Origin of the sequence: Amycolatopsis sp. NPDC049253 (assembly GCF_040678995.1) — a bacterium.
Taxonomy (GTDB): domain Bacteria; phylum Actinomycetota; class Actinomycetes; order Mycobacteriales; family Pseudonocardiaceae; genus Amycolatopsis.
Genome location: NZ_JBFAQX010000002.1, coordinates 438581 through 464720 on the forward strand (window position 1 = coordinate 438581; position 26140 = coordinate 464720).

Here is a 26140-nt window from a genome sequence, read left to right on the forward strand (position 1 = left end):
GTCACCGCGCGGCGCCCGCGAACTCCGACAGCCGGGCCAGCACGTCGTCGTCCACGGGCACGCCGTCGCGCAGCTGCCGGTGGTAGCGCGCGAGCTCGAACTCACCCGGCAACCGCACGGGCTGCGCCGGGTCCGCGGGCGGCGTGGTGTGCAGGATCGAAGCGAAATCGTCCATCCGGGACGCCAGCTCGGCGCCGGGCACGAGCTTCGCCGCGTCGATCAGGAAGAACACGTGGCCCAGGTTCTGCGGCCGCTCCGGATCGACGCTCCACGAGCTGATGCGGGTGAGGTAGCCGGCACCCGAGAGCACGCCGGCGAACAGGTCGACCATCACCGACAGGCCGTAGCCCTTGTGCCCGCCCAGCGGCTGCAGGAACCCGTCCAGCGCCGCCTCGGGATCGGTCGTCGGCTTGCCGTCGCGGTCGGTGGCCCAGGTGTCCGGGATCGGCTCGCCCGCCGCCGCGGCCGCGCGGATCTTCGCCCGCGCCGCCACGCTCATCGCGATGTCCAGCAGCACCGGGTCGCCGCCGGGCGTGGGCACGCCGATGCCGAGCGGGTTGTTGCCCAGCCGGGCCTCGCGGCCGCCCCACGGCGCGATGGTGGTGGTCGCGTTGCTCGCGATGATCGCCGCGAACCCCTGCTCCGCCGCGCGGAACAGGTACGGCATCACCGGACCGAAGTGGTTGCTGCCGCGGACAAAGGCCGCACCCAGGCCGGTCGCGCGGGCCGAGGCCAGCGCCGCGTCCAGCGCGTGCGAGCCGACCAGCGGCCCGATGCCGTTGGCACCGTCCACTCGCGACAACGCCGGCGCGACCTGGTCCACCGCCACCTTCGCGTGGAGGTCGACGCCGCCGAGGCGCGCGCGGTCGAGGTACTGCGGGATCCGCGCGACGCCGTGCGTGCGGATGCCGAAGAGGTCGGCGAGCACCAGCACGTCGGCGACGCGCGCGGAGTCCTCTTCGGACATCCCGTTCCCCGCCAGCGCGCGGGCCGCCAGCCCGCGCAGGTCCTCGGCGGTGATCTGGGTGTCGCCGGTCATCAGTGGTCGTCTCCTTCGGTGAGGTCGAACTCGGTGGTCGCGGCGAGATCTTCGCCGAACCACGAACGGATCCCGGCTCGCCGGGTGTCCGTGTAGACGGGGCGGCCGTGCCACAGCATCGGCACGTCGTGGCCCGGCACGAGCAGCGTGTCCGGGTGTTCCCGCCACAGGGTGAGGATCTTGTGCACGGACGCGCGGCTCGCGTCACGGTCGAGCGTCATGTCGACATCGCCGCCCAGCAGCTCCGCGCGGTTCTTCGCCGCGTCGCCGCTGAACAGCACGGAGCCGTCCACCCGGAACACCAGCGAGCCCGGTGTGTGCCCGGCCGCGGCGAACGCCTCGACGCCGGGGAAGATCTCGCCGTCTTCGCTCACCCGCCGCGTCCGCGGGTTGCTCGCCAGGTCGGCGGCGTAGAGCTCGGGCAACGGGTCGAACCCCGGCTCGCGCCCCGCGGCCCACTCCAGCTCCGCCGCGCCCACCCACACGGTGGCCGACGGGAACAGCAGGTAGTTCGCCGCGTGGTCGTAGTGCGCGTGCGTGAGCAGGATGTCGGTGACCTCGCCCGGTTCCACGCCGTGGGCGGCCAGCCGCTGCGCGAGCAGAGAGCGCATTCCGAACGAGCCCGTGTCGGCCAGGATCAGCCGTTCGCCGTGGCGCACGAGGGTGACGCTGCTCCAGCCGAGCCCGCCGTGCTGCGTGCTCTTGCCGGGATAACCCTGGGTCAGCGGAAGGATGTTCACCGCGCCTCCGGGGAGACCACGTCGGACGCGGGGACCACGGCCTCGTCGTGGTCGAAGGTCCGCCGGGCGTAGAACGAGACGACCGCCGTGACCAGGCCCAGCGCCGCCAGGTACACGCCGAGGCCGTACGGGCCGCCGGTCACGTCGTTGAGCCACACACCGATGATCGGGCCGGTGCCGCCGAACACGGCCTGCGCCACGTTGTAGGCGAGCGCACCCGCGGTGACGCGCACGGCCGTCGGGAAGATCTGGCTGATCGCGAGCAGCGCCGGCAGCGCGAGCAGGCCCTTGCAGGCGCCGATGAGCGCGCCGCCGGTGAAGGCGCCGACCCCGCCGCCCGCGGCGAGCGCCAGCGACGGCACGGCGAGGATCGCGACCACGAGCCCGGTGAGGCTCAACGCCTTGCGCAGCCCGATCTTGTCCGCCACCGGCCCCATCACGAGCGTGCCGGCGATGACGAGCACGTTGCTCACGATCGTCGCGTTGTAAGCCTCGGTGCTGTCGAGCTTGCCGACGTTGATGAGGAACGTGGTGAGGAACGACGTGATGGTGGTGCTCAGCAGCGCATAGCTCGCGGTGCAGACGATGAAGACGACGATCGGCACCCAGTGCAGGCGCAGGGCGTCGCGCAGCGGGGTGGCGGCGGCCTTCGCCTTCTCGCGCGCCTTGACCAGCAGCTCGAACTCCGGGCTCTCCTCGACCTTCGAGCGCAGGTACACACCGAACGCGGCCAGCGGCAGGCCGACGAGGAACAGGATGCGCCAGCCGAACGTCTGGTACTCGTCCTTGGTCAGCACGCTCGAGAACACCCGCGCGAGCAGCGATCCGCAAAGGATCCCGATGAACGTGGTGGCGATCAGCGTGCTCACGTTGCGGGCGCGCCTGGCGGCCGGGCTGTGCTCGAACACGAAGCTGATCGCGCTCGCGTACTCACCGCCCGCGCCCATCGACTGCGCGAGGCGGCACACGAGCAGCAGAACCGGTGCCAGCAGGCCGATCTGCGCGTAGGTGGGCAGCACACCCATGAGCGCGGTGCCGAAGCACGTGAACAGGATCGAGATCGACAGCGCACGGCGGCGGCCGTACTTGTCGCCGATCCAGCCGAAGAAGATGCCGCCGATGGGGCGGGCGATGTAGCCGAGCGCGAACACGGCGTAGGTGTTGAGCAGCGCCACGGCGGGATCGTTGCCGGGGAAGAACTTCGCGGCGATGATCGTGGCGACCACGCCGTAGACGCCCCAGTCGTACCACTCGGCGAAGTTGCCGGCCGACGCCGCGATGATGATGCGGCGCCGGCGCGCGCCGGTGAACTCGAGCTCGGTGTTCATGACGGGTGTTTCCGTTCTCTTCATCGGGAAAGGAGTCAGGTGAGCCGCGCCGCGACGGCTTCCGCGACGGCCGCGGGGCCGCCCGTCGCCGAGCCGTCGGGCCGGATGCCGATGTCGCCGTCCTCGAGCGCACCGGCGACGGCCGCGCGCACGAGGTCACCCTCGGCGGTGTGGTGCAGGTGGTCGAGCATCATCGCGGCGGCGAGGATCTGCCCGATCGGGTTCGCGAGCCCCTTGCCGGCGATCGAGGGCGCGCTGCCGTGGATGGGCTCGAAGTACGCGCTGACGTCGCCGATGTTGCCGGAGCCGCACAGCGAGATGCCGCCGACGGTCGCGCCGCCGAGGTCGCTGAGCACGTCGCCGAGGAAGTTCTCCATCACCAGCACGTCGAAGTCGCCGGGGCGCAGCACCAGGGCCTGGGCCGCGGCGTCGGCGTAGAGGACCTCGGTCTCGACGTCCGGGAAGTCGGCGGCGACCTCGAAGAAGATCTCGCGGAACAGCGCGTGGCTGCGCAGCACGTTGCTCTTGTCCACGCAGGTCACGCGGTGCTTGCCGTCGCTGGGCGCGCCGCCGCGGGCGGCCGCGAGCTCGAACGCGCGCCGGCAGATGCGCAGCGTGCCTTCGCGGGTGGTCATGAGCGTGTCGGACACGGCCCAGCGGTTGCCGACGCCCTTGCCGCGAGAGGCGTAGAGACCTTCGGTGTTCTCGCGGACGATGACGTAGTCGATGCCGCCGGCCTTCACCCCGCCCAGCGCCGACGTGACGCCGGGCAGCAGGAGCGCGGGGCGGACGTTGGCGTACGCGTCGAGCCCGATCCGCAGGATGCCGCCGAGCAGGCCGGCCTCGGTACCGTCGGGGAATCGCACGTCGGGCAGCCCGACCGGGCCCTTGAGCGTGGCCGCGACGGCGGTGCGCAGGTATTCGAGGTCTTCGGGTGAGCAGGCCACGCCGGTGCGGCGGTAGGTGTCGGCGCCGGCGTCGACGTCGGTGTAGCGCAGCTCGAAGCCGCCCTTGGCCGTGACCGCGCCCAGCACGGTGAGCGCGGCGTCGACCAGCTCGGGACCGATGCCGTCCCCTCGGATGACGGCGATGTCGTGAACCTGCACTGGCGCTCCACCTCGAAAATCAATATAATCAACATTGAGCATCAACATTGACGAGAACGACGAGACCGTAGGCCTGTCCGGAATCCGTTGTCAACCCGATGTTTCTGTTCCGTGACAAGCATTGGTGGTCACTAGACTCGCCGCGAATCGTCAGCGCGGCACGAGATCACCGCAAGAGAGGGGTCACCAGTCGTGAGCACCGACACTGAGGTGCTGTCGATCGCCGAGGCAGCCGACGTCCTCGGGGTCAAGCAGAGCACGGTGTACGCCTACATCAGCCGTGGCCTGCTGAAACGCCACCGGCTCCCCCGCGACCGGCGCAGCTGGCTCTCGCGCAGCGAGGTCGAGGGCTTCGGGCAGCGCAAGGGCACGCGCACGCTCCTGCACGACGACGAGCCCGCGGTCTCGGCCGACACCAGCCAGGTCGCGCGCCTCGACGGCGACACGCTGCTCTACCGCGAGCGCGACGCCGTGGAGCTCGCGCGCACGGCCTCGTACGAAGAGGTCGCCGAGCTGCTGTGGGAGCAGCCTGACGTGGCGCCCGCGCGGGACCTCGAACCGGAGCTGATCTCCGCCATCCACCGGCTTCAGGACACCATGCCGGCCGGCAGTCTTCCGCTCGACCGGCTCAAGGTCACCGCGACGCTGCTCGGCGCGCGCGACTCGTTCCGCTACGACCTGTCCGTGCCGTCGGTGCTCTCGGCGGCGCGCACGATGGCGCCCGCGTTCGTGGAGTCGCTGCCCCAGCCGGGCGCGGTGTGCGAGCGTGGCCGTCCCATCGCGGAGCGGCTGTGGGGCCGGCTCACCGCGGAACCCGCGACGCCGGAACGGCTCGCGGTGCTCTCGGCCGCCCTGGTCCTGCTCGCCGACCACGGCCTCGGCCCGTCGACGCGCGCGGTACGCGAGGCCGCGGCCAAGGCAGCCGACCCGTACTCGGCCGTGCTCGCGGGCATGAGTGTCGCGAGTGGACTGTTGCTGGGCGGTGGTTCGTCACTCGCGGTGCAGGCTTGGCTGGGTGACATCGCTTCGCCCGCCTCGGTTTCGCGGGTGCTCGAACAACGCCTCCTGCGCGGCGACCGGCTGTCCGGTTTCGGGCAGCCGCGCTACCGCAGTGCCGATCCCCGCGCGTCGGAGCTGCTGCGCCTGCTCGCCGAAGCGCCCGCCGACCCCGAACGGCTCGCGATCGTCGAGGCGGCCATCGACCTCGTCCGCCGCCGGCGTGATCTCGAGCCGAACGTCGAGTTCGCGCTGGGCGCCCTGTGTTTCGTGCACGGCATGGCCGAGGGCGCCGGCGAGGCGGTGTTCGTGATCGCCCGCACGGCGGGGTGGATCGCGCACTCGCTGGAGACCTACACCGTCCAGTGAGGACACTCAGCCGAGGCGGCCGCGGCGGTGGGCGGCCATGCGGACGGGAGCGTTGACGGCGCCGTAGCCCGCGTAGCCGTCGATGCGCTGCAGCACCTCGAAGAACACCCGTCCGCCCAGGATTTCGGTGAAGAAGTGCAGCAGGACGCCGTGTTCGTCGCGGTCGTAGAGAACGGAGTGGGCGCGCAGGGCGTCGATCAGGTCCGGTGGCGGGGCGAGGCGGGCGTCGAGGTCGTCGTAGTAGTTGCCGGGGATCGGCAGGAGCGGGGCGCCGAGGTCGCGCATCGCGCGGGCGGCGGAGAGCGCGTCGTCCGTGGTGAAGGCGACGTGCTGGGGTTCGCGCACGCCCGGGGCCCAGTCGCCGCGGCGCAGCAGGGCGGAGTCCAGGGCGACGCGCACGGTGCCGCTCTCGGTCCCGCCGGTGACCGTGCGGCTGCGCACGAGACCGAACGGCGCGGCGAACTCGGTGACCGGGTCGGGTTCGAGGCCGAGCACCGCGCGGTAGAACAGCGCGGCCTCGTCGAAGTGGTCGAAGGGCTGCGTCAGGGACACGTGGTCGACGCCCGTGATGCCGGCACCGACGGCTTTTCCCGCCACCGCGGCGAAATCGTCGAGCCAGCTGTCGCCGGGACCGGTACGGCAGAAGAACACCGAGGTGCCGTCGGGCGCGGCGACCGCGGACAGGTCGGCCTCTCCCGCGCTGTGGGTGCGCGGCAGCACCGGTGCGAGCAGCCGCTGCGCACGGTCCGCCGAGGCCACCGGGTCCGCGCTCTCCACCGCCAGCGCGGCCACGGAGGCACTCTCGTCGCCCGCGTCGCCGGGCACGGCGGAGTTCACGAGGATCCGCGCCCCACCCTGCTGCCACAGCGCGACGGGTTTGGTCCGGTGCTGCCCGACGTGCGCGAAACCGAGTGCCGCCAGCGCTTGCCCGACCTCGGCACCGGCCGTGGCGATCTCCGTGAACGCGTGCCCGCTCAGCGCCGGGGCGGCCGGCAACGTCGTCGCGCCGAGCGACTCCTCCAGTGCCAGCAGCGATCGCATGGCGTCGACGGCGGCCGGGCCGGGGTCGGCCTGGCGGAACACGTCGTTGAACACCTCCAGCGACAGCGGCCCGTCGTAGCCGGCGGCGCGCACGTGGCCGGTGAAGGCCGTGAGGTCGAACGCGCCCTGGCCCGGGAAGAGCCGGTGGTGGCGGCTCCACTGCAGCACGTCCATCTCCAGCCGCGGCGCGTCGGCCAGCTGGAGGAAGAACAGCTTCTCCCCCGGGATCGTCCGGATCGCGGCGGGATCACTGCCCCTGGACAGGATGTGGAAGCTGTCGAGGCACAGCCCGAGCGCGGGGTGCGCGGCCCGGCGCACGATCCGCCACGAGTGCTCGTAGGTGTTCACGAACCGGCCCCACGCCAGGGCTTCGTACGCGATCCGCAGCCCGCGAGCGGCGGCGCGCTCGGCCAGCACGTGGAGCTGTTCGGCGGCGAGATCGTCGTCGTCGACCGCGTCCGGGGACACCGAGGAGCACACGAGCATCGTGTCCGCGCCGAGCTGCTCCATCACGTCGAACTTGAGCTCGGCGCGGCGCAGGTTCGCCGCGAGCACGGCGGGCGCCACGGCTTCGAAGTCGCGGAACGGCTGGTAGAGATCCACCGTCAGGCCGAGGTCCGTGCAGTGCTCGCGCACCTGCTTCGGCGACCACGGTGCGGCGAGGAGGTCGTTCTCGAAGATCTCCACGCCGTCGAACCCGGCGGCCGCGGCGGCGGTCAGCTTGTCCTCGAGCGTGCCGGACAGGCAGACGGTGGCGATCGCGCGGCGGTTTCCGAGGGCGCGGGTTTCAGTCGAGGACATCAGCGGGTTCCCTTTCCCCTGGGGCGGCGAGCCGGTCGAAGTGGCGCCGCATGCGGGCGGCGTCGGGTTCGGCGCCGGTGAACAACGCGAGTGCGTCGGCGGCCTGGAAGACGGCCATCCGGCCGCCGTCGAGCACGCGGCAGCCGCGTTCGGAAGCGACGCGCACGAGCTCCGTCTCCAACGGCCGGTACACGACCTCGGCGACCCACAGCCGCGGATCGAGCAGCCCGGCGGGCAGCGGCAGGCCCGGGTGTGCGGCCATGCCGACCGGGGTGGCGTGGACCAGGCCGTCGGCGGTGGCCAGCGCCGACGCCACCGAACCGCCGGCCGAAGCCCGCTCCGCGCCGAACCGCGCCCGCAGTGCCGCGGCGAGTGCCTCGGCCCGTGCGGTGTCCAGGTCGAGCACGCGAACCCGGCCCGCGCCGAGCGTCAGCAGACCATGGGCCACGGCCGCTCCGGCGCCGCCCGCGCCCAGCAGCACGACGGAACCCAGCGGCACGCCCGGCAGCCCCGTTTCGAGGCCGCGGGCGAACCCGGACCAGTCGGTGTTGTGCCCGGCCGCGGTGCCTTCGCGGAACACCACGGTGTTCACGGCGGCGAGCGCGGCGGCGTCGGCCGAAAGCTCGTCGAGGTGGTCCAGCACGACCTGTTTGCACGGGTGCGTCACGTTGAGCCCGGCGTAGCCCGCGGCGCGCGCGGCCGCCACCACCTCGCCCGCGGCGCTCGCGGGCAGCCCCCAGTCGTCGAGGTCGAAGCGGCCGTAGGCGAGCCGCACGCCGAGCCGGCGCGCCTCGGCCTCGTGCAGCGGCGGGCTCAGCGACGGGCCGATGCCCGAACCGACGAGCCCGGCGAGCACGGCGCCCGGGCCGGAGCGGCGGGCGTGCTCGCGGACCGCGTCCACGACCGTGGCTGGGTACACAGGTTTCCTTTCGACGTGCCGGTGGTGCCGGGCGGGACAACGGCCGAGCGGCCTAGAGTGGGACGAGATCCGTCCGGAGGGAGAAGGGACGTCCGTGGCCGCACCGTCGCCGGAAGACGCCGCCGGGAAAGACCGCACCCGCGACGCCGAGCGGACCAAGGCCGAGATCCTCGACGTCGCCGCCGCGGAGTTCGCCGAGAAGGGCTACGACGGCGCCCGCGTGGAGGAGATCGCGGCGAAGACCCGCACCACCAAGCGGATGATCTACTACTACTTCACCAGCAAGGACCAGCTCTTCGTCACGGTGCTGGAGCGGGCCTACACGGTGATCCGGTCGCTGGAGCAGGAGCTCGACGTCGACCACCTCGACCCGGTCGACGCGATCCGCCAGCTCGCCGAGCTGACCTTCGACCACCACGAGTCCCACCCCGGCTTCGTGCGGCTGGTCAGCATCGAGAACATCCACCGCGCCGAGCACATCGCGCGCTCCACGACGCTGTCGACGCTCGCCAACCCGGCGCTCGACGTGCTCACCCGCATCCTCGAACGCGGGCGCGCGGCCGGGCTCTTCCGCGACGACGTGGACGCGCTCGACGTGCACATGGCCATCAGCGCCTTCTGCGTCTTCCGCACCGCGAACCGCTACACGTTCAACGCGATTTTCGGCCGCGACCTGCTCGACCCGGCCACGCGCGAGCACCACCGGCGCATGCTCGGCGACCTGCTCGTGAGCTACCTGACCGCGAACTGAGCCGCTCACGCGATCCTCGCGATCCGGCCGGAGGCGTCCGTCGGGTGGCGGTCGAGCACGCGCGGGTCGTGGCCGGGCAGGAAGATCCCCGACGACCCGGCCAGCTCCCGGATGCGGTCGAAGCCGCCGTATACGCCGGTGGCCGAGTGCAGCAGCGGCGCCGGGTGGTCGGCTTCGAGGTTCTCGTAGAAGTGGCTGGCGTCGGAGGCGACCACGACCGGGCCTGCCGCGGTCGCGATCCGCACCACCTGCGTGCCGGCGGTGTGCCCGCCGACGAGGTGGACGCTGAGGCCCGGCACGACGTCGGCGTCGCCGTCCACGAGCCGCAGCCGCGCGTGGGCTCGGAGCCGGGGCAGCTCGACCTCGTCCAGCAGCCAGCGTTCCCGCGTGATGCGCTCGGCCCACGGCCCGGTCCAGTAGTCCATTTCGGACTGCTGGACGACGCGAGTCGCGTCGGGGAAGGCGCTCGCCCGGCCGGCGTGGTCGTAGTGCAGGTGGGTGAGCACCACGTGGTCCACGCCCGCGGGCTCGACACCGAACTCCGCGAGCAGGTCCACCGGGTCGGTGTACGCCAGCCCGGGCACCTCCGCCGCGCGCTCCGGGCGCATCCCGGCGTCGACGAGCACCGTGTGTTCCGGTGAGACGGCGAGCCACACGAAGTACGCCGTCGGGTGCGGTTCGGCGGAATCCGTGCCGTGGCCCAGGAAGTGGTCTCCGCGGACTCCCTCGCGCCGGGCGTAGCACAGGGCGTGGACCTCGAACGTGCTCACTACTGGACGCCGACCTCGCTCGCCTGCCGCGCCGGCGCGTTCTTCAGGCCGAGCAACGCGGTCGGGACGCGGTAGGTCTCGCGTCCGGTGGCCACCGCGATCGCGTTGACCACGCACAGGCCCGCGGTGAAGATCGCGACGCCGAGCCACGCGCCCTTGCCGTCCCCGGCGACGGCCGCCGCCACGCTCGGCAGGAAACCGCTGATGGCGAAGCCGATCTGCGTGCCGATCGCGGTGCCCGACAGCCGCACGCGGGCCGGGAACATCTCGCCGTAGAACGAGGGCCAGATGGCGCTCGTCGCGGTGTAGACGATGCCGAACATGCCGACGCCGAGCACGAAGATCCACACGTAGCTGCCGGCGGCGATCGCGCCGAGGTAACCGAAGATGAGCACCGCGCAGCCGAGCGAGCCCGCGATGAAGATCTTCTTGCGGCCCGTGCGGTCGGACAGCTTGGCCCACAACGGGATCGAGATCACGGCCGCGACATTGGCGAGCACACCCACCCACAGCATCGGCGTTTTGCTCAGCCCCACCGTGTTCACGGCGTAGCTCAGGGCGTAGACGGTGAAGATCGTGCTGACGGAGGCGATGAGGGCGGCGACGATCACGCGCAGGACGTCGGCCCAGTGGTCGCGCAGCAGCACCGCCAGCGGCAGCCGGACGACCTCGCCGGCGGCGACCTCCTCGCGGAACACCGGCGTCTCCTCCACCGAACGGCGGATGAAGTACCCGACTGCGACCATCACGGCGCTGAGCCAGAACGGCACGCGCCAGCCCCACGACACCAGCGCGTCCTGCGGCAGCGCGGCGACGGGCAGGAACACCGCCGTGGCCACGATCTGGCCGGCCTGCGTGCCGCTGAGGGTGAAGCTCGTGTAGTACGCGCGGCGATGTTCCGGTGCGTGCTCCAGGCTCATCGAGTTGGCGCTGGCCTGCTCGCCACCGGCGGAAAGCCCTTGCAGCAGCCGCAAAACGACGAGCAGAACCGGCGACGCGACGCCGAGCGCCGCGTAGCTGGGCAGGCAGCCGACGAGCACGGTGGACAGGCCCATGAGCAGCAGCGTCGCGATGAGCACGCGTTTGCGGCCGAACCGGTCGCCCAGGTGGCCGAGCAGCAGCGCGCCGAGCGGGCGCGTGACGTAACCGACGCCGAACGTCGAGAGCGCGAGCAGCGTGCCCGCGGCCGGTGAGGACGCCGGGAAGAAGATCTTGCCGAAGACCAGCGCGGCGGCGGTGCCGTAGATGAAGAAGTCGTAGTACTCGAGCGCGCTGCCGATCCAGGCGGCGAGTGCCGCCTTCGCGGGCCGGCCCGCGGCGGGCGCCGCTCGATCTGCTCGACCGTTCACGTTTGTCTCCTCTGCGGTGCGCCGTTGCCTCGCCCGCCAGCTAATGTACCGTGCGGTTAATTAGAGAGAGTGAAGGGCGAACCCGAGGTTGTCAAGGACGAGTTTCGGCGCAAGATCGACTCCGCCCGGACGCGACGGACCGCGGAGCGCTCCTTTGTGGAGAGTGCGCGAACCGGCCGGAAACCCTTGGTGGTCAGGGGTTTCCGGCCGGCCGGAAGCGCTACGGCCGGAGGTTCTCCACCTCGACCGGCTCGATGGCCTCGCCCGCGGGGAGGTCGAAGCCGAGGATCTGGCTGTAGAAGCTCAGTTCGGCGTCGAGGGACCGGCGGATGTTCTCGGCGCGGCGGAAGCCGTGCTGCTCACCTTCGAAGAGGAGGTAGGCGACGGGGACCTTGCGCGAGCGCAGGGCGTCGACGATGAGCTCCGACTGGTTGGGCGGCACCACCGGGTCGTCGGCGCCCTGGAGGACGAGCAGCGGCCGGGTGAAGGCGTCGATGTGCTGGATGGGCGAGCGGTCGAGGTACACGTCGCGCATCTCGGGGTACGGGCCGATCAGGCGGTCGAGGTAGCGGCTTTCGAACTTGTGCGTGTCGGCCGCCAGTGCCTGGAGGTCGGCGACGCCGAAGAGGTCGGTGCCGGCGGCGAAGGGCGTGTCGGCGCGCGAGAGAGCGGCGAGCACGGTGTACCCGCCGGCGGAGCCGCCGCGGATGAGGAGCTTGTCGCCGTCGACGCGGCCTTCGGCGGCGAGCCAGCGCACGGCCGCGATGCAGTCGGCGACGTCGAGGATGCCCCACGTGCCGTGGAGTTCTTCGCGGTAGGCGCGGCCGAAGCCGGTGGAGCCCGCGTAGTTCACGTCCACGACGCCGAAGCCGCGGCTGGTCCAGTACTGGATGCCCAGCGACAGCACGGGAACCGCGTGCGAGGTCGGTCCACCGTGGACGACCACGACGACCGGCGGCTTCGATCCGGCGGGGCCCGCGAAGTCCGGGTTCGCCGGCGGGTAGAACAACGCGTGGGACACCCGGTCGCCCGACGGGAAGTCGATCGCCTCGGGCGCGGACACGTACTCCGCGCCGATCCCCGTGTCGCGCGGCTCGCGCACGGTGGCGACCTTGCCCTCGGCGGTCAGCGTGTACACGCTCGGCTCGGCGGTGGGGGAACCGGCGATGACGAGCAGCTCGTCGCCGCCGGCCGGGCGCAGCGCGCTGATCGCGGTGAACGGGGTGTCGAGGTCGGTCACCGTGCCGTCCGGGCTCGCGATCGCGAGCCCGTCGATGCCGCCGGACCAGCGGGCGAACACCACACGGTGGTCGGCCAGCACCACGTACCGGCCCGTGCCGAGGCCCCAGGCCGGCACACCGATCTCGGCGTCGAGCACGACCACCGGGTCGACGGTGCCGCTCGCGCCGAGCCGGTACAGGTTCCACCAGCCGGTGCGGTCGGACAGGAAGTACAGCGTGCCGTCGGCGTGCCAGCGCGGCTCGGACACCGACTCCCCCGGCCCGCCCGCGACCACGATCTCCTCGCCGGAGGCCAGGTCGCGCACGCGCAGCTCGGTCGAGTCCCACGGCATGTTCGGGTGGTCCCACGCGACCCACGCGAGCTTCCCCGCGTCGGGCGAGAACCGCGGGCTCGCGACGAAGTCCGGCCCGGACACGAGCACCTCGGGCTCGGCTCCCTCGGTCAGCAGCACGATCTCGTTGCGCACATCGCCCGCGCCCCGGCCCGTTTTCGGGTGGTGCTCACGCACCACGGCCAGGCGCGTGCCGTCGGCGGTCAGGTCACCGTCGGCGTACCGATCACCGCGCGGGACCTCGGGCTCGGGAGTGACGGCTTCCGGCTCACCACCGCGGCCGAGGCGGTACAGCCGCTGGTCGGCCCAGTTGGCGAACCACACGACGCCGTCGCGCACCCACCAGTCGGCCCCGCCGTACTCGTGCACGCTCGTGCGCGCCCCGAAACCTTCGGGCAGCAGGTCGGCGGTGCTCCCGTCGGCTTCCCGCCGCACGAGCTGCACCCGCCCGCCCTCGGCCGGTCGCGCCTCCGACCACACCACGGCGCCGGCGTCCGCCCGGACATCCGTGACACGCACGGCGCTCTGCGTGATCAGGTCGGCGGTGAACGGCGTGGCCCAGGAACCGAACTCGGAGATCTGCACGGCGCCACGCTAGCCGATCTCGCCCGTCCCGTCGGCCACACCGCACCCCCTGCCCCGCAACAGTGCCGGATTGACCACGGACGGCGGGCGCCGCAGGTGCGTGGCCTGTTCGAACGCGTGGCCGAGGCCGAGAAGCTCCGGTTCGCTCCACGCCGGCCCGAGCAGGGTGATCCCGAACGGCCGCCGGTCCGCCGCGCGGTAGCCGGCGGGCAGGGCCAGTGACGGGTAGCCCGCCCGGGCACCGATGCTCGCGCCCGGGTAACCGGCGAACAGCAGGGCGGCGAGGTTTTCCGCCCGCAGCAGCGCATCCAGGCGATCCCGGCTCTCGACGAGGTCTTGCGCGCGGTCGGCGAGGTACCGCCGCGTGTCGGCGCTGCCGGGCGCGCGGTCCTTGGCCTGCGCGGCGAGTGCGCGGGTCTGGCCGAACTTCAGCACGGCCGCGGAGTGCGCTTCGTTGAAGGCGATCACGTCCGCGAGCGAGCGGCACGGCGCGTCCTCGGGCAAACCGGACAGATAGGTGTCGAGGTCGCGGCCGAACTCGTAGGTCAGCACCGACGAGCCGCCCTCGATGCCGCTTCGCGTGTCGAGCTCGACCGGCACCAGGGTCGCGCCCAGTTCGCGCATCGCCTGCGTGGCGTCGTCCCAGAGGGCCCGGTCGTCGCTGCCCTCCTCGGGCACGCAGCCCAGAACCACGCCGATCCGCCGGCCCCGCACGGCAGCACGGTCGAGGTCGCCGGCGAAATCGTGGTCCGCCAGCGGGTTCGCGGCCGTCGCCGGGTCGCGCTCGTCCCGGGCGGCGAGCACCGTCAGCAGCGCGGCCACGTCGGCGACCGTGCGGGCGAGCGGACCGGCGGTGTCCTGGCTGCCGGCGATCGGCACGAGCCCCGTGCGCGGCACGAGCCCGACCGTCGGCTTGAGGCCCACCACGGAGTTCGCGCACGCCGGGCCGAGGATCGAGCCCGACGTCTCACTGCCGACGCTCAACGCCGCCAGCCCGGCCGCCACCGCGACGGCCGATCCGGAGCTCGAACCGCTCGGCGTCTGCGTGACGTCGTACGGGTTGAGCACCTGCCCGCCGAGCGAGCTGTAGCCGCCGGGCATGCCGGCGGTGAGGAAGTTGGCGAGCTCGGTCAGGTTGACCTTGCCGAGGATCACCGCGCCCGCCCGGCGCAGGGCGGTCACCAGCGGCGCGTCGGCCACCGGGTACGAGTGCTCCAGCGCGAGGGAGCCCGCGGTCGTCGGCATCCCGAGGACGTCGATGTTGTCCTTCAGCAGCACCGGTATCCCGATCAACGGGCCGTGGTCACCCGCGAGCAACCGCCGGTCGGCCGCCTCCGCGTCGGCGAGCGCGCCGGGGTTCAGCGCGCGCACCGCGTGCAGCGCCGGGCCCCGCTCGTCGAGTGCCGCGATGCGGTCGAGGCACGCACGGGCGAGGGCCACGGCGGACAGCCGCCGTGTGATGAGCGACTCGGTCAGCTGCTCGACGGTCACCGTCTCGAGGTTGAGCACGGCGAAGTCTCACACGGCGTACGTGTAATCCGGCACATCCGTGACGAACATGTACCCCGGCGCGTGCGTGATCGCGAACGGCGGCTTCGACTGCATGATCGCCGCCTGCGGGGTCACGCCGCACGCCCAGAACACCGGCACCTCGCCCTCGCGGATCTCCACGGGGTCGCCGAAGTCGGGCTTCGACAGGTCCTCGATGCCGAGCGCCTCGGGCGCTCCGATGTGGACCGGCGCGCCGTGCACGGCCGGGAACTGGCCGGAGATGCGCACGGCGTCGGCGACGCGGTCGGCGGCGATCGGGCGCATCGAGACGACCATGGGGCCGCTCAGGCGGCCCGCGGGGGCGCACTCGCGGGAGGTCTTGTACATCGAGACGTTCTGGCCCTTGCTGATGTGGCGGACCTCGATGCCCGCGGCGACCAGGGGCGCCTCGAACGTGTAGCTGCAGCCGATGAGGAACGTGACGAGGTCGTCGTTCCAGTACTCCAGCACGTCGTCCGGCTCGTCGACCAGCTCGCCGTCGCGCCAGACCCGGTAGGCGCCGAGGTCGGTGCGCAGGTCGGCGCCGGGCGCGAGGTCGGTGTGGGGGCTGCCGGTGTCGGTGACGCCGATGATCGGGCACGGCTTGGGGTTGCGCTGGCCGAACAGGAGCGCGTCGTAGGCGTACTCGCGCGGCACGATGATCATGTTGGCCTGGGCGTAGCCCGGCGCCCAGCCGGCGGTCGGCACGCGCAGGCCGCCGCGGAAGGCTTCGCGGGATTCGGCCGGGCTCAGGGCGGGGGTGACAGTCATCAGCAACTCCTCAGGAGAAGATCGAACCGAGTGAGGTCAGGGATTCCACGGCGGCGTACGCGGTGAACAACCAGGCGGCGATGCCGACGCCGAGCAGCACCTTCGGGTAGCGGTAGCCCGCGATCAGGTCGCGCCGGCGCAGCGCCACCCACAGGATGATGGCCAGGCCGACGGGCAGCACGAGCCCGTTGATCGCGCCGGCGAACACCAGCATCGACTGCGGCGTCTGGCCCGCGGCGATGAACACGATCGTCGCGAGGCCGATCAGCACGATCACCGCGCGGTTGAAGTGCGTGCGCACGGGCTTGACGTAGGACTGCAGGAACGTGGCGGTGGTGTAGGAGTTGCCGATCACGCTCGTCATCCCGGCGGCCCAGAACACGAGGCCGAACAGGTGCAGCCCCACCGTGCCGAACGCCGACAGGAAGGCCGAGCCCGCGGCGTCGTTCTTGTTCGCCAGCGTCGCGCCGGTCGCGACCACGCCGAAGAAGCCGAGGAACAGCACGATCCGCAGCACGCAGGCCACGAGGATGCCGGTCCACGCGCCGCGGTTGATGCGCTTGAGGTTCGTCACACCGGTGATGCCGGCGTCGATCAGCCGGTGCGCACCGGAGTAGGTGATGAACCCGCCGACGGTGCCGCCGATCAGCGTGAGGATCGGCAGGAACGGCAGGCCCTTCGGGTCGACGGTGCCCACCGCGGCCTGCCCGACCGGCGGCGCCGTGGCCACGACCAGCGCGATGATCAGCACGATCTTCACGAACCCGAGCACCACCATCACGCGGTCCACGGCCGTGAGCACCGAGCGGACCAGGAAGATCGCGATGGTGAGGATGCCGCTGATGGCCGCGCCGATCCGCGGGTCGATGCCCAGCAGGTTGTGCAGGCCGAGGCCGGTGCCGGCGATGTTGCCGATGTTGAACACCACCGCGCCCAGCACCACGAACACCGTGAGCACCTGGCCGGCACCCGGGAACACCTTGCTCGCGATGTCCTGCGCGCGCTGCCCCGAGATGCCGAGGATGCGCCACACGTTGAGCTGCACGGCGACGTCGATGATCATCGAGACCACGACCGCGCACGCGAACGAGGCCCCGTAGAGCACGGTGAACGAGGCGGTCTGGGTGATGAACCCCGGTCCCGCCGCGCTCATGGCCATCAGCAGCGCCGCGCCGAACAACGGCGGCACGCGCAGCCTGCCCGGCCGGGCCGGCCGGTCCTCGGTCCTGGTCACGCTGTCCATCCCACTCCTTGGTCCCGATTGGCGGGGGTTGCCGCGCAGCTTAAGTTAGACGTCTGACGTCTTACGACCTGTATCACCATTTGGGAGGCACCGTGGCGGAGAACCTGCCTTCGGTCTGGATCCAGGACCTGACCTGGGAAGAAGTGAGCTCGTACCTGGAAACCGAGCGGATCGTGATCGTGCCGATCGGCAGCACCGAGCAGCACGGCCCGGCCGGTGTGCTGGGAGTCGACTCCTACGTGGCCATCACGTTGGCCGAGGACGTGGCCGAGCGCAAGGGCGTGCTGGTCGCGCCCCCGATCTGGTACGGCGACTCGTCGCACCACGGCGCGTTCCCCGGCACCATCACGGTGCGCCCGGACACGCTGACGCTGCTGATCCGCGACGTCGCCCGCAGCCTCGCGCGCCACGGCTTCACCCGCATCATCCTGCTCAACGGGCACAAGGGCTCGAACCTGCCCGCGCTCAACAGCGCCGTGCGCGTGCTGCACGACGAGGAGCTGCCGGAGGTGCTCTTCGCCGTCGCGGACCCGCTGCACCTCGCGCGGTCGGCCTCGCCGACGATCAAGGAGACCAACGAGCACCACGCCGGTGAGCTCGAGCTCTCCCACGTGCACTACCGCTACCCGGGCAAGATCCGCACCGACCGGCTCACCGACGCCTCCGTCGACTTCGACGCGGTCTTCGGCGGCTTCGTCGGCAACGACCTGTTCGGCCCGGCGCCCGACGGCGTCGAGATCATCTGGTCCGGCGACGAGCAGCGCGCGTTCACCCCGACCGGCTCGTTCAGCTCGTCGAAGGGCCTCTCGGAGGACAAGGGCAAGCGTTACCACGACCACATCGTCGGGCGCCTGGGCGAGCTGGTCGACTGGCTGCGCACGTACGACGGCCCCATCGGCCGCCGCGAGGACTGACCCGTGGTCACGCGGATCCACCCCGAACCGGCTCTGCCGGCCGACCTCACGGCGATCACGTCCGACGCGTACCGGCAGGTCAAGGACCGGCTGCGCGAGGTGATCACCCGGCTCGGCGAGACGGGCCGGCTGCGGCTGCCGTCGGAGGCGGAGCTGTCGGCCGCGCTCGGCGTGAGCCGGGCGACGCTGCGCTCGGCACTGCAGTCGCTGCAGAAGGAGGGGCGGATCCGCCGGCTGCACGGCCACGGCACGTTCATCAACCGCCACGCACTGGGCCTCGGCGCGAACCTCGCGGAGGCCGGCGCGTTCATGGACCTGCTCGCCCAGGCCGGTCACGAGGCGTCGGTGAGCACGGCCGACCGGCGCGTGGTGGCGCTCGAGGCGGACGTGGCCGCGTCGCTGGAGATCCCGGACGGCGAGCAGGCGCTGCGGATCGAGCGCGTCTTCGCCGCCTCGGGCGAGCCGGCGGTGCACAGCGTGGACCACTTCCCGGTGCGGCTGCTCGGCGAGGACCCGCGGGCCCTGGAGCCCGCGCAGTCGACGTTCGAGTTCGTGGAGCTCCACCTCGGCCCGCCGGTGTGCTACTCCGTGGCCGAGGTCCGGCCGGTGCTGCCGCCGCCGGATGTCGCCGCCGCGCTGAACGTGCCGGCCACGCAGCCGTTGCTTCGGTTGCGCCACACCCACATCCGGGCCGACGAGCAGCCCGTGGCCGTCACGGTCGCGCACGTCAACGACGAATACCTGCGTTTCTCGGTGATCCGGACCTACCTCGATGAGTGAGAGATGACCACACTGGCCAACCCACCGCGGCTCGACCGCAAGGCGTGGGGCGTGCTGGCGCTGACCCTGGTTTTCTGGGTCGCCGACGGCTACGACACGTTCGTGCTGCTGATCACCGCGCGGCCGACGCTCACCGAGCTGCTGCCGCACGACCAGCTGCCGCACCTCACGACGTACCAGGGTTACCTGGTCGCCATCACGCTCGCGGGCTGGGCCACGGGCGGGATCGTCGGCGGCGTGCTCGGCGACCGGCTGGGCCGGCGGCGGACCATGATCGTGGCGGTCGCCGTGTACAGCGTCTTCACGGCGTGCTCGGCATTGTCCGGGAACTGGTGGATCTTCGGGCTCACGCGGTTCCTCACCGGGCTCGGGATCGGCGCCGAGTGGGGTGTCGGCACTTCGCTGCTGCAGGAGGTGTGGCCGGAGCGGTGGCGCGCCCGCGGCGCCGGCCTGCTGCAGGCGGGGTTCTCCGTCGGCGGCGTGCTCGTGTCGGGCCTGTGGGTGCTGCTCGGCTCGACGCTCGGGCTGTCGTGGCGCTGGATGTACCTGTTCGGGGTGATCCCGCTCGTCGTGGTGCTGCTGGTGCGCCGCAGCATCCCCGAGTCCCCGCGCTGGGCGGCGCAACGCAAGCGAAAAGTCGGGATCGGCGAGCTGCTGGCGCCCGGCGTGCGGCGCAATTTCCTGGGCGCGCTGGCGGTTTCGATCGCGATCACCGGCGGCTGGTGGGCGGTGAGCTCGTTCCTGCCCAGCTTCGTCGGCGGCCTCGTCGACGATCCGAAGCGCATCGCGTTCTACACGGGCTGGGCCGGGGCGCTGTACAACCTCGGCGAGATCGCGGGCTGCATCCTGCTCGGTTTCCTCGCCGAGAGCTGGGGCCGCAAGCTCTCGATCCAGGTGTACTTCGCCGGGTGCGTGGCGATCGTGCCCATCGTGTTCCTGCTGGTGCACGACGCCGCGACGGCCACGTGGCTGCAGCTGATCGCCGGGTTCCTCACCGGTGGTGTGTACAGCTGGTACACCGTGCACACGCCGGAGCTGTTCTCCACGTCGATCCGCGCGACGGCGATCAGCGTGGTGTTCAGCGGTTCGCGTTACCTGGCCATGGCCGGCGCCGTGTTGATCGGCCCGCTGGCCTCGGCCGTGGGCGGGTTCGGCCACGCGGCCGCGATCTTCGCCCCGATCTACCTGCTCGGCATGCTCGCCGTGCTGTTCCTGCCCGAGACCAAGGGCAAACCCCTGCCGGACTGAGAGTTTCTCGCCGGACCGAGTGCTTGTCGCTGGAAGAAAGGACCACCCATGACCGTGAAGGTCGACATCCGGGTTCCCGTCGGCCGCCCGCTGCCCGAGCTGACGAAGTTCATCGTGTCGTGTGAAGAGGCCGGGTTCAATGGCGTCGGCGTGCACGACCACCACCACTCGGGCCGCGACGTCTACTCCGCCCTGACGCTGGCCGCGGCGGCGACGTCGAAGCTGCAGCTGTACCCGGCCACCACCAACACGGTGACGCGCCACCCGCTCGTGCTCGCGGCGATCGCGAACTCGCTCGCCGAGATCGGCCCGGGCCGCGTGCTGCTCACGCTCGCGCCGGGGTTCCTCTCCGTCGAGAAGGCGGGCCGGCCGCAGGGCCGGCGCGAGCAGCTCGGCGAGGCGGTCACGGCCATCCGCAGGCTCGTGGCCGGTGAAACGGCCACTGTGGACGGTCACGAGATCAAGATGAACAACGTCGCCAAGCCCGCGCCCGGGATCTTCGTGCTCGCCGCCGGGCCGAAGATGCTGGAGCTGGCCGGTGAGGTCGCCGACGGCGTGGTGATGCTCGCGGGCCTGCACCCGGACAGCATCGAGGCGGCGCGCTCCCACGTTCGCGCGGGCGCCCTGCGGGCCGGCCGGGCGCCGGAGTCGGTGCAGGAGATCCTCATCGTGCCCACGGCGATCGAGCCGTTCGACACCGCGCGCGAATGGGTGCGGCGCTACTTCCGGCCGGACAAGCCGTTCCTCAACTACCCGAGCACGGCGAACCTTCGGTGGCTGCGCGCGGCCGGCCTCGACATCCCCGAGGACCACGACCCCACCGCGTTCACCGCCGCGCAGGCCAAGGAGATCAGCGAGGCGTTCGGGCTGTTCGGGCCCGCGGAGTACTGCGCGGAGCGGCTCCTGCAGGCACGCGAGGAATCCGGTGTGGAGCACGTGTTCTTCTTCCCTTCGCACACGGCCGAAAGCGGCTACGACCTGCCGGAGGCCGACGTCGCCGCGTTCGCCGACGTCATCGGCCCCCGCCTGGCCGCGGGCTAGGTTCCGCTCACGGGAACCGCTTCGCCCAGCGCCCGGACCGCCGCGAGCGAGTCGAGGTAGTCGCGCCAGCGCACGACCTCGCCGTTCGCGACGGTGACGATGGAGACGAAGCGGTTCTCGTAGGGCCGGCCGGTTTCGACGATCCGCCTGCGCACCGAGTACTCGAGCGTGACCACGGACTTCTCGCGGTCGTGGTGCACGGCCAGATAGCCGGCTCTGTCGAGCACGATGGCGTCCCCGTAGCCGCGGTACAGCTCGGCCAGCGCTTCCCGGCCTTCGACCCTCTTCGGGTAGCCGGGCACGGTGACGACGAACTCGGTGACGAGGTCTTCGGCGAGCAGGTCGAAGAGGTGCTCGCCTTCGGCGTGGCCGGCGAGGCCTTCCTTGACGACGCCGAAAAACGGGTCGAGCGCGGCGAAGTCTTCGAGGTGGTGGTCCACGGTCATGGGCTGAGTTCCTGTTCTCGATCCGGGGTTTGTCCCGTGCCGAGAACGTCAGGACCCGGTATCGACAGTTTCGACCGCCGCGGCGTAGCTCGATCCGGTGAAGAGGCGGCGATTTTTCGCGGGCCTTGGCGGTCTTTCGATTTCGTTGCCCGGTAACGAAAAAAGGGAACGGGGACGCCCCCAAGATTCCTGCCTCCGGTTCCGAAAGCTCGCAGGCCAGCCGGGCAGGCCGTCCTCACCCCGGGCCGGCAGGGTCACTCACGCGGCGAGACGCCCGAGCAGCTCGGCGCTGCGACTACCCGGCTCGGCCTGAAAGACGACGAGCGTCACCGCGTCCGTGCCGTCCACGGTGAGCTTCGCCGACCGCAAAGAAAGCTCACCGATCGCCGGGTGCGCCAAGCGGTGCACCCGGCCGGCACGCGGGCGCACGTCGTGGCGGGCCCACAGCTGCCGGAACCTCGTGCTGTGCACGGAAAGCTCGCCGACGAGCTCCTGCAGCCGCGGGTCGTCGACGTCCGGGCCGACGCGGGAGCGCAGTGTCGCCACGCCCTCGGCCGTCGTTTCCGTCCAGTCGCGGCGCAGCGCACGCTCGGTGGGGTCGAGGAAGACCGCGCGCAGCAGGTTCACGCCCGGGCGGTAGTTCGGGGACAACGCGGTGGCCAGCGGATTGGCGGCGAGCACGTTCGTGAGCTTGTCCTGCACGTACGCGGGCGTGCCGCTGACGCAGTCCACGAGCCGGCCGACGCCGGGCGGCAGGCGCCGGGACGCGGCCTTCCGGCGGGCCGGGCGCGACACGCTCAGCAGGTACGCGGTCGCGTCGGCATCCAGCCGCAGCACGCCGGCGAGCGCGCGCAGCACCTGGTCCGACGGGTTGCGGTCGCGGCCCTGTTCGAGCCGCAGGTAGTAGTCGGAGCTGATGCCGGCGAGGATCGCCACCTCCTCGCGGCGCAGCCCGGCGACACGGCGACCGGTCCCACCGGGGAGCCCCGCGACCTCCGGGCGCACCAGTTCGCGCCGGGCGCGGAGGAATTCGCCCAGCGCGTTCGTCGAGTCCACACCGGCGACGGTAGCCGCGGCCGGCGCCGGAAACCTGGCCCTGCCACTCCCAGGAAAACAGGGACCGTCCCAGCCGACGGCCGGCCGGCGCATCGTGGAGGACAGCACGGAAAACCCAGCAGGAAAGGCATCAGACCATGGCCGACAACGTTCCCGGCGGCACCCTCACCCTCGCCGACGACCTCACTCTCAGCCGCATGGGCTACGGCGCCATGCAGCTGGCCGGGCCCGGCGTCTTCGGTCCGCCGAAGGACCACGACGAGGCGATCGCAGTGCTGCGCGAAGCGGTCGAACGCGGCATCACCCACGTCGACACCAGCGACTTCTACGGCCCGGTCGTGACCAACGAGCTGATCAAGGAAGCGCTGCACCCCTACCCCACCGGTCTGCACATCGTCACGAAGGTCGGCGCGCGCCGCGGCCCCGACGGCGCGTGGATCCCGTCGCTGGAGCCGGAAGACCTCAAGGAGCAGGTGCGTGAGAACCTGCGGCACCTCGGCCTCGACGTGCTCGACGTGGTGAACCTGCGCGTCGGCACCCACGAGGGCACGGACGACACGCCGCTCGGCGAGGAGTTCGGCGCGCTGGCCGAGCTGCGCGAGCAGGGCCTGATCCGCCACCTCGGGCTCAGCGGCGTCTCCGACGCGCAGCTCACCGAGGCGCAGGCCATCGCGCCCGTGGTCACGGTGCAGAACTTGTACAACCTGGTCACCCGCGCCGACGACGCCCTGGTGGCGCGCTGCGCCGCGGAGAACATCGCGTTCGCGGCGTTCTTCCCGCTCGGCGGCTTCAGCCCGCTGCAGTCGGAGACGCTGGCCAAGGTCGCCGTGAACCTCGACGCGTCGCCGCAGCAGGTCGCGCTCGCGTGGCTGCTGCAGCGCTCCGCCACGACCATGCTGATCCCCGGGACGTCCTCGCGCAGGCACCTGCGCGAGAACATCGCCGCGGCCGGCCTCGTACTGCCGGCCGAAGCCGTGGCGGAGCTGGACGCCATCGGCGCCTGAACGTCCACAGTGGACCCGACCGCGAGCGCGGGGTTACGCTCACCGGCGTGATCACCACGGACGGATACCTGTACCTCGTCGACCGCGCGCTCGACGGGATGGCGGCCACGCTCACCGAGCTCGGCGACGAGCTCGTGAACACCCGCCCCGAGGCGGCCGGGACCAATTCGCCGTACGCGATCGTCACGCACTGTCTCGGGGTGATGGCGTTCTGGGGCGGCCAGGTCGTGGCGGGCCGGGACGTGGCGCGCGACCGGGCGGCGGAGTTCGAGGCGGCGGGACCCGTCGCACCACTGGTGGAGCGGATGCGGGCCGTCCGGCAGCGGTTCGGCGCCGACGTCGCCGCGTGCACCCCGGCGGCGCCACCGAAGGGCGAGGTCCCGCCGAAGTACCGCGACACCCCGATCGGCGCAGCTCAGGGCGTGGCGCTGCTGCACGTCTACGAGGAGCTGGCCCAGCACCGCGGGCACCTCGACCTCACCCGCGACGTGCTGCTCGGGCGCGGGGAGAAAACCGTGTAGAGGACACGGGGCCGGCTCCGTCCTTACAGTGAGCGTGCCGACGCGCGGCACGCCGGAAGGGCGGAGGACCCACGATGACGAAGTACATGGTGATGCAGACGTACTCGGGCGGCGAGGCCTGCGACGTGCCGATGACCGAATGGTCCCCCGAGGACATCCGGGTGCACATCGAGTTCCAGCGGGCGCTCAACGAGGAGCTCGCCGACAAGGGCGAGCTGGTGGACGCGCAGGGGCTGGCCGGGCCGGAGGCGGCGAAGAAGGTCGTGTCCGGCGGAGCGGGCGGCACCGTGGTGACCGACGGGCCGTTCACCGAGAGCAAGGAGCTGCTCGCGGGGTACCGGATCATCGACGTCGACTCGGAGGAGCGGGCGCTCGCGATCGCCGCGCGGCTCTCGGCGGCGCCCGGGCTCGGAGGCACGCCGATCCGCCAGCCGATCGAGGTCCGCCAGGTGATGAGCGCGCCGGCCTGATGGCGGCCGAGGACGCCGAGGACCTGCTGCGCACGCTCGCGCCGCAGGTCCTCGGCGTGCTGGCCCGGCGGTTCGGCGACTTCGACGCCGCCGAGGACGCCGTGCAGGAGGCCCTGCTCGCCGCGGCGCTGCACTGGCCCGACGACGGCGTGCCGGACAACCCGCGCGGCTGGCTGATCCAGGCGGCGGCGCGGCGGCTGACCGACGCGTACCGCAGCGACGAAGCCCGCGCGCGGCGTGAGCTGGCGGTGTTCGCCGAGCCAGCGGGCGCCGAGGTGCCGGACCAGGACGACACGCTCACGCTGTTGTTCCTGTGCTGCCACCCGGCGCTCACGCCGGCGTCGGCCATCGCCCTCACGCTCCGGGCCGTGGGCGGCCTGACGACGGCGGAGATCGCGAGCGCGTTCCTCGTGCCCGAGGCGACGATGGCGCAGCGGATCAGCCGGGCGAAGGGGAAGATCAAGGCGTCGGGCGTGCCGTTCCGGCTGCCGGCCGGCGACGAGCGCGCGGCCCGGCTGAAATCGGTGCTGCACGTGCTCTACCTGGTGTTCAACGAGGGCTACACGAGCAGCGCCGGGACCAGCCTGCACCGCACGGAGCTGTCGGGCGAGGCGATCCGGCTCGCGCGGCTGCTGCACGGGGTGCTGCCCGAGGACGGCGAGGTCACGGGCCTGCTGGCCCTCATGCTGCTCGTCGACGCGCGACGCCCCGCGCGGACCGGCCCCGACGGTGACCTGGTGCCACTGGAGGAGCAGGACCGCGCGCGGTGGGACCGGTCGTTGATCAGGGAAGGCGTCTCGCTCGCCACCGCGGCGCTGTCCGCCGGGCCCGCCGGTGAGTACGGGCTGCAGGCGGCGATCGCGGCCGGCCACGACATCGCGTTGCGCGCGCAGGACACGGACTGGCCCCGCATCCTGGCGCTCTACCAGCGGCTCGACCGATCGGCGGACAACCCGATGGTCACGCTGAACCGCGCGATCGCGACCGCGATGGTCCACGGCCCCGCCACAGGTCTGGACCTGCTCGGGACGCTCGACGAGCGGCTCGCCGGCCACTACCGTCTCGACGCCGTACGCGCTCACCTGCTGGAACGCGCGGGCGAAACCGCGGCCGCGATCCGCTGTTACGAGGCCGCCGCGGCACGCACCACGAACGCCCCGGAGCGGCGCTACCTCACGGTTCGCGCCGCGCGGCTGCGGGCGGACCGCCCCTGACCGTCCTGTTCGGACAGTGAGTTGATGTTCCACACTTCGCTCTCACAACGTGGCCCAGTAGGATCGGCACCGATCCTCACTGAAAGCGGAGCGGACCATGGCCACCACGGGTGATCGGCGGACGGGGTACGACATCACGAGCGTGCCCGCCGAGACGGTGCTCGCCGCGCTGCAGGCCGCCGTGCCGCCGTCGGCCACGTCGGGGGTCGTCTGGTGGATCTACGCCGGTCAGGGCCCTGGGACGCCGCACCTCGTCGTCGGCCTGCGCGGTGACCGCGGTGCCCTGGTGTGGCAGGAGAACGGCGCCGCGCACCTGCCCGCCGACGGCGCCGGCGCCGCGTCCGCCGACTACTTCAGCCTGCAAGGCGGCCACTTCCCACAGCCCGCGGGCAGCGAGGTGCCGGCCGAACTCGTGCTCCGCGCGGTGCGGGAGTTCACGCGGACCCGGGTCCGGCCGGAGTGCGTCACCTGGAAGCTGCCCTAGGCCCTCCGCGGCGTCGAGATTCATCAGCTTCACCACGGCGAGGTTCGCGAC

At 72.0% G+C, this 26140-nt stretch carries 25 protein-coding genes; 11 read left to right on the forward strand and 14 right to left on the reverse strand.

Annotated elements, in window-relative coordinates; all coding sequences use genetic code 11:
* Position 1: 1 nt before the first annotated feature.
* The 4 genes from AB0K15_RS06370 to AB0K15_RS06385 are packed head-to-tail and all read right to left on the reverse strand — an operon-like array spanning position 2 to position 4213.
* Entirely contained in the window at positions 2-1039 is a 1038-nt protein-coding gene (locus AB0K15_RS06370) for an Ldh family oxidoreductase (protein WP_364046209.1), read from the reverse strand.
* Positions 1039-1779, reverse strand: coding sequence for an MBL fold metallo-hydrolase (locus tag AB0K15_RS06375; protein WP_364046211.1), 741 nt, complete (start codon positions 1777-1779; stop codon positions 1039-1041). Before AB0K15_RS06375 ends, AB0K15_RS06370 begins: the two co-directional genes overlap by 1 nt.
* Positions 1776-3107 carry an MFS transporter gene (locus tag AB0K15_RS06380; protein WP_364046213.1) on the reverse strand — a complete coding sequence of 444 codons (1332 nt, stop codon included), beginning with the start codon at positions 3105-3107 and terminating at the stop codon, positions 1776-1778. Before AB0K15_RS06380 ends, AB0K15_RS06375 begins: the two co-directional genes overlap by 4 nt.
* Positions 3108-3142: 35 nt before the next feature.
* Positions 3143-4213: an isocitrate/isopropylmalate family dehydrogenase gene (locus tag AB0K15_RS06385; RefSeq protein ID WP_364046215.1), complete on the reverse strand. Its 1071-nt coding sequence runs from the start codon at positions 4211-4213 to the stop codon at positions 3143-3145.
* Positions 4214-4405: 192 nt separating this feature from the next.
* Here AB0K15_RS06385 and AB0K15_RS06390 point away from each other — a divergent pair, with 192 nt between their 5' ends.
* On the forward strand, positions 4406-5578 hold the full coding sequence (locus AB0K15_RS06390; RefSeq protein ID WP_364046217.1) for a citrate/2-methylcitrate synthase: 1173 nt from the start codon (positions 4406-4408) through the stop codon (positions 5576-5578).
* 6 nt (positions 5579-5584) lie between these two features.
* Here AB0K15_RS06390 and AB0K15_RS06395 read toward each other — a convergent pair whose 3' ends face one another.
* The gene (locus AB0K15_RS06395; RefSeq protein WP_364046219.1) at positions 5585-7420 is read right to left on the reverse strand and encodes a TIM barrel protein; all 1836 of its coding nucleotides are present in this window, start codon (positions 7418-7420) and stop codon (positions 5585-5587) included.
* Positions 7407-8339: a shikimate dehydrogenase gene (locus AB0K15_RS06400; protein WP_364046221.1), complete on the reverse strand. Its 933-nt coding sequence runs from the start codon at positions 8337-8339 to the stop codon at positions 7407-7409. Before AB0K15_RS06400 ends, AB0K15_RS06395 begins: the two co-directional genes overlap by 14 nt.
* 94 nt (positions 8340-8433) lie before the next feature.
* On the opposite strand from AB0K15_RS06400, the gene AB0K15_RS06405 reads away from it, so the two are divergent.
* Positions 8434-9090 carry a TetR/AcrR family transcriptional regulator gene (locus AB0K15_RS06405; RefSeq protein ID WP_364046223.1) on the forward strand — a complete coding sequence of 219 codons (657 nt, stop codon included), beginning with the start codon at positions 8434-8436 and terminating at the stop codon, positions 9088-9090.
* A gap of 5 nt (positions 9091-9095) precedes the next feature.
* On the opposite strand, the gene AB0K15_RS06410 is transcribed toward AB0K15_RS06405, so the two are convergent.
* The 6 genes from AB0K15_RS06410 to AB0K15_RS06435 all read right to left on the reverse strand — a co-directional run bounded on the left by AB0K15_RS06410 (position 9096) and on the right by AB0K15_RS06435 (position 16902).
* Positions 9096-9860 (reverse strand): N-acyl homoserine lactonase family protein, encoded by a 765-nt coding sequence (locus tag AB0K15_RS06410; RefSeq protein WP_364046225.1) that lies wholly within the window; start codon positions 9858-9860, stop codon positions 9096-9098.
* The gene (locus AB0K15_RS06415; RefSeq protein WP_364046227.1) at positions 9860-11209 is read right to left on the reverse strand and encodes an MFS transporter; all 1350 of its coding nucleotides are present in this window, start codon (positions 11207-11209) and stop codon (positions 9860-9862) included. The genes AB0K15_RS06410 and AB0K15_RS06415 overlap by 1 nt, the downstream gene beginning before the upstream one ends.
* Before the next feature lie 220 nt (positions 11210-11429).
* Positions 11430-13367: a prolyl oligopeptidase family serine peptidase gene (locus AB0K15_RS06420; RefSeq protein ID WP_364046229.1), complete on the reverse strand. Its 1938-nt coding sequence runs from the start codon at positions 13365-13367 to the stop codon at positions 11430-11432.
* Between the two features lie 9 nt (positions 13368-13376).
* The gene (locus AB0K15_RS06425; RefSeq protein ID WP_364046231.1) at positions 13377-14876 is read right to left on the reverse strand and encodes an amidase family protein; all 1500 of its coding nucleotides are present in this window, start codon (positions 14874-14876) and stop codon (positions 13377-13379) included.
* 9 nt (positions 14877-14885) lie between these two features.
* Positions 14886-15650 carry a putative hydro-lyase gene (locus tag AB0K15_RS06430; protein WP_360596288.1) on the reverse strand — a complete coding sequence of 255 codons (765 nt, stop codon included), beginning with the start codon at positions 15648-15650 and terminating at the stop codon, positions 14886-14888.
* A gap of 28 nt (positions 15651-15678) precedes the next feature.
* Positions 15679-16902: an NRAMP family divalent metal transporter gene (locus AB0K15_RS06435; RefSeq protein WP_364046233.1), complete on the reverse strand. Its 1224-nt coding sequence runs from the start codon at positions 16900-16902 to the stop codon at positions 15679-15681.
* 101 nt (positions 16903-17003) lie between these two features.
* Between AB0K15_RS06435 and AB0K15_RS06440 the strand changes: the two genes are divergently transcribed.
* The 4 genes from AB0K15_RS06440 to AB0K15_RS06455 are packed head-to-tail and all read left to right on the forward strand — an operon-like array spanning position 17004 to position 20894.
* Positions 17004-17825 (forward strand): creatininase family protein, encoded by an 822-nt coding sequence (locus AB0K15_RS06440; protein ID WP_364046235.1) that lies wholly within the window; start codon positions 17004-17006, stop codon positions 17823-17825.
* Between the two features lie 3 nt (positions 17826-17828).
* Complete coding sequence (locus AB0K15_RS06445; protein ID WP_364046237.1) at positions 17829-18605, forward strand: GntR family transcriptional regulator; 777 nt, start codon at positions 17829-17831, stop codon at positions 18603-18605.
* Between the two features lie 3 nt (positions 18606-18608).
* Positions 18609-19853, forward strand: coding sequence for an MFS transporter (locus AB0K15_RS06450; RefSeq protein ID WP_364046239.1), 1245 nt, complete (start codon positions 18609-18611; stop codon positions 19851-19853).
* A gap of 48 nt (positions 19854-19901) precedes the next feature.
* Positions 19902-20894: an LLM class flavin-dependent oxidoreductase gene (locus tag AB0K15_RS06455; protein ID WP_364046241.1), complete on the forward strand. Its 993-nt coding sequence runs from the start codon at positions 19902-19904 to the stop codon at positions 20892-20894.
* On the opposite strand, the gene AB0K15_RS06460 is transcribed toward AB0K15_RS06455, so the two are convergent.
* Positions 20891-21340 (reverse strand): nuclear transport factor 2 family protein, encoded by a 450-nt coding sequence (locus AB0K15_RS06460; protein WP_364046243.1) that lies wholly within the window; start codon positions 21338-21340, stop codon positions 20891-20893. The genes AB0K15_RS06455 and AB0K15_RS06460 overlap by 4 nt on opposite strands.
* A gap of 258 nt (positions 21341-21598) precedes the next feature.
* The gene (locus AB0K15_RS06465) at positions 21599-22396 is read right to left on the reverse strand and encodes a helix-turn-helix transcriptional regulator (RefSeq protein ID WP_364046245.1); all 798 of its coding nucleotides are present in this window, start codon (positions 22394-22396) and stop codon (positions 21599-21601) included.
* A 137-nt stretch (positions 22397-22533) separates the two neighbouring features.
* Between AB0K15_RS06465 and AB0K15_RS06470 the strand changes: the two genes are divergently transcribed.
* The 5 genes from AB0K15_RS06470 to AB0K15_RS06490 all read left to right on the forward strand — a co-directional run bounded on the left by AB0K15_RS06470 (position 22534) and on the right by AB0K15_RS06490 (position 26089).
* Complete coding sequence (locus AB0K15_RS06470; protein WP_364046247.1) at positions 22534-23400, forward strand: oxidoreductase; 867 nt, start codon at positions 22534-22536, stop codon at positions 23398-23400.
* Between the two features lie 47 nt (positions 23401-23447).
* Positions 23448-23921, forward strand: coding sequence for a DUF664 domain-containing protein (locus AB0K15_RS06475; RefSeq protein WP_364046249.1), 474 nt, complete (start codon positions 23448-23450; stop codon positions 23919-23921).
* A 74-nt stretch (positions 23922-23995) separates the two neighbouring features.
* The gene (locus AB0K15_RS06480) at positions 23996-24391 is read left to right on the forward strand and encodes a YciI family protein (RefSeq protein WP_364046251.1); all 396 of its coding nucleotides are present in this window, start codon (positions 23996-23998) and stop codon (positions 24389-24391) included.
* On the forward strand, positions 24391-25605 hold the full coding sequence (locus tag AB0K15_RS06485) for a DUF6596 domain-containing protein (RefSeq protein ID WP_364046253.1): 1215 nt from the start codon (positions 24391-24393) through the stop codon (positions 25603-25605). Before AB0K15_RS06480 ends, AB0K15_RS06485 begins: the two co-directional genes overlap by 1 nt.
* 97 nt (positions 25606-25702) lie before the next feature.
* The gene (locus AB0K15_RS06490; RefSeq protein WP_364046255.1) at positions 25703-26089 is read left to right on the forward strand and encodes an Imm1 family immunity protein; all 387 of its coding nucleotides are present in this window, start codon (positions 25703-25705) and stop codon (positions 26087-26089) included.
* Positions 26090-26140: the final 51 nt, after the last annotated feature.

What these genes read in the sequence shown, in the direction of transcription:
- AB0K15_RS06485 (WP_364046253.1), top strand. Translation starts at nt 24,391, where the DNA reads ATGGCGGCCGAGGACGCCGAGGACCTGCTGCGCACGCTCGCGCCGCAG.
- AB0K15_RS06370 (WP_364046209.1), bottom strand. Translation starts at nt 1,039, where the DNA reads ATGACCGGCGACACCCAGATCACCGCCGAGGACCTGCGCGGGCTGGCG.
- AB0K15_RS06460 (WP_364046243.1), bottom strand. Translation starts at nt 21,340, where the DNA reads ATGACCGTGGACCACCACCTCGAAGACTTCGCCGCGCTCGACCCGTTT.
- AB0K15_RS06380 (WP_364046213.1), bottom strand. Translation starts at nt 3,107, where the DNA reads ATGAACACCGAGCTCGAGTTCACCGGCGCGCGCCGGCGCCGCATCATC.
- AB0K15_RS06455 (WP_364046241.1), top strand. Translation starts at nt 19,902, where the DNA reads ATGACCGTGAAGGTCGACATCCGGGTTCCCGTCGGCCGCCCGCTGCCC.
- AB0K15_RS06480 (WP_364046251.1), top strand. Translation starts at nt 23,996, where the DNA reads ATGACGAAGTACATGGTGATGCAGACGTACTCGGGCGGCGAGGCCTGC.
- AB0K15_RS06470 (WP_364046247.1), top strand. Translation starts at nt 22,534, where the DNA reads ATGGCCGACAACGTTCCCGGCGGCACCCTCACCCTCGCCGACGACCTC.
- AB0K15_RS06395 (WP_364046219.1), bottom strand. Translation starts at nt 7,420, where the DNA reads ATGTCCTCGACTGAAACCCGCGCCCTCGGAAACCGCCGCGCGATCGCC.
- AB0K15_RS06490 (WP_364046255.1), top strand. Translation starts at nt 25,703, where the DNA reads ATGGCCACCACGGGTGATCGGCGGACGGGGTACGACATCACGAGCGTG.
- AB0K15_RS06450 (WP_364046239.1), top strand. Translation starts at nt 18,609, where the DNA reads ATGACCACACTGGCCAACCCACCGCGGCTCGACCGCAAGGCGTGGGGC.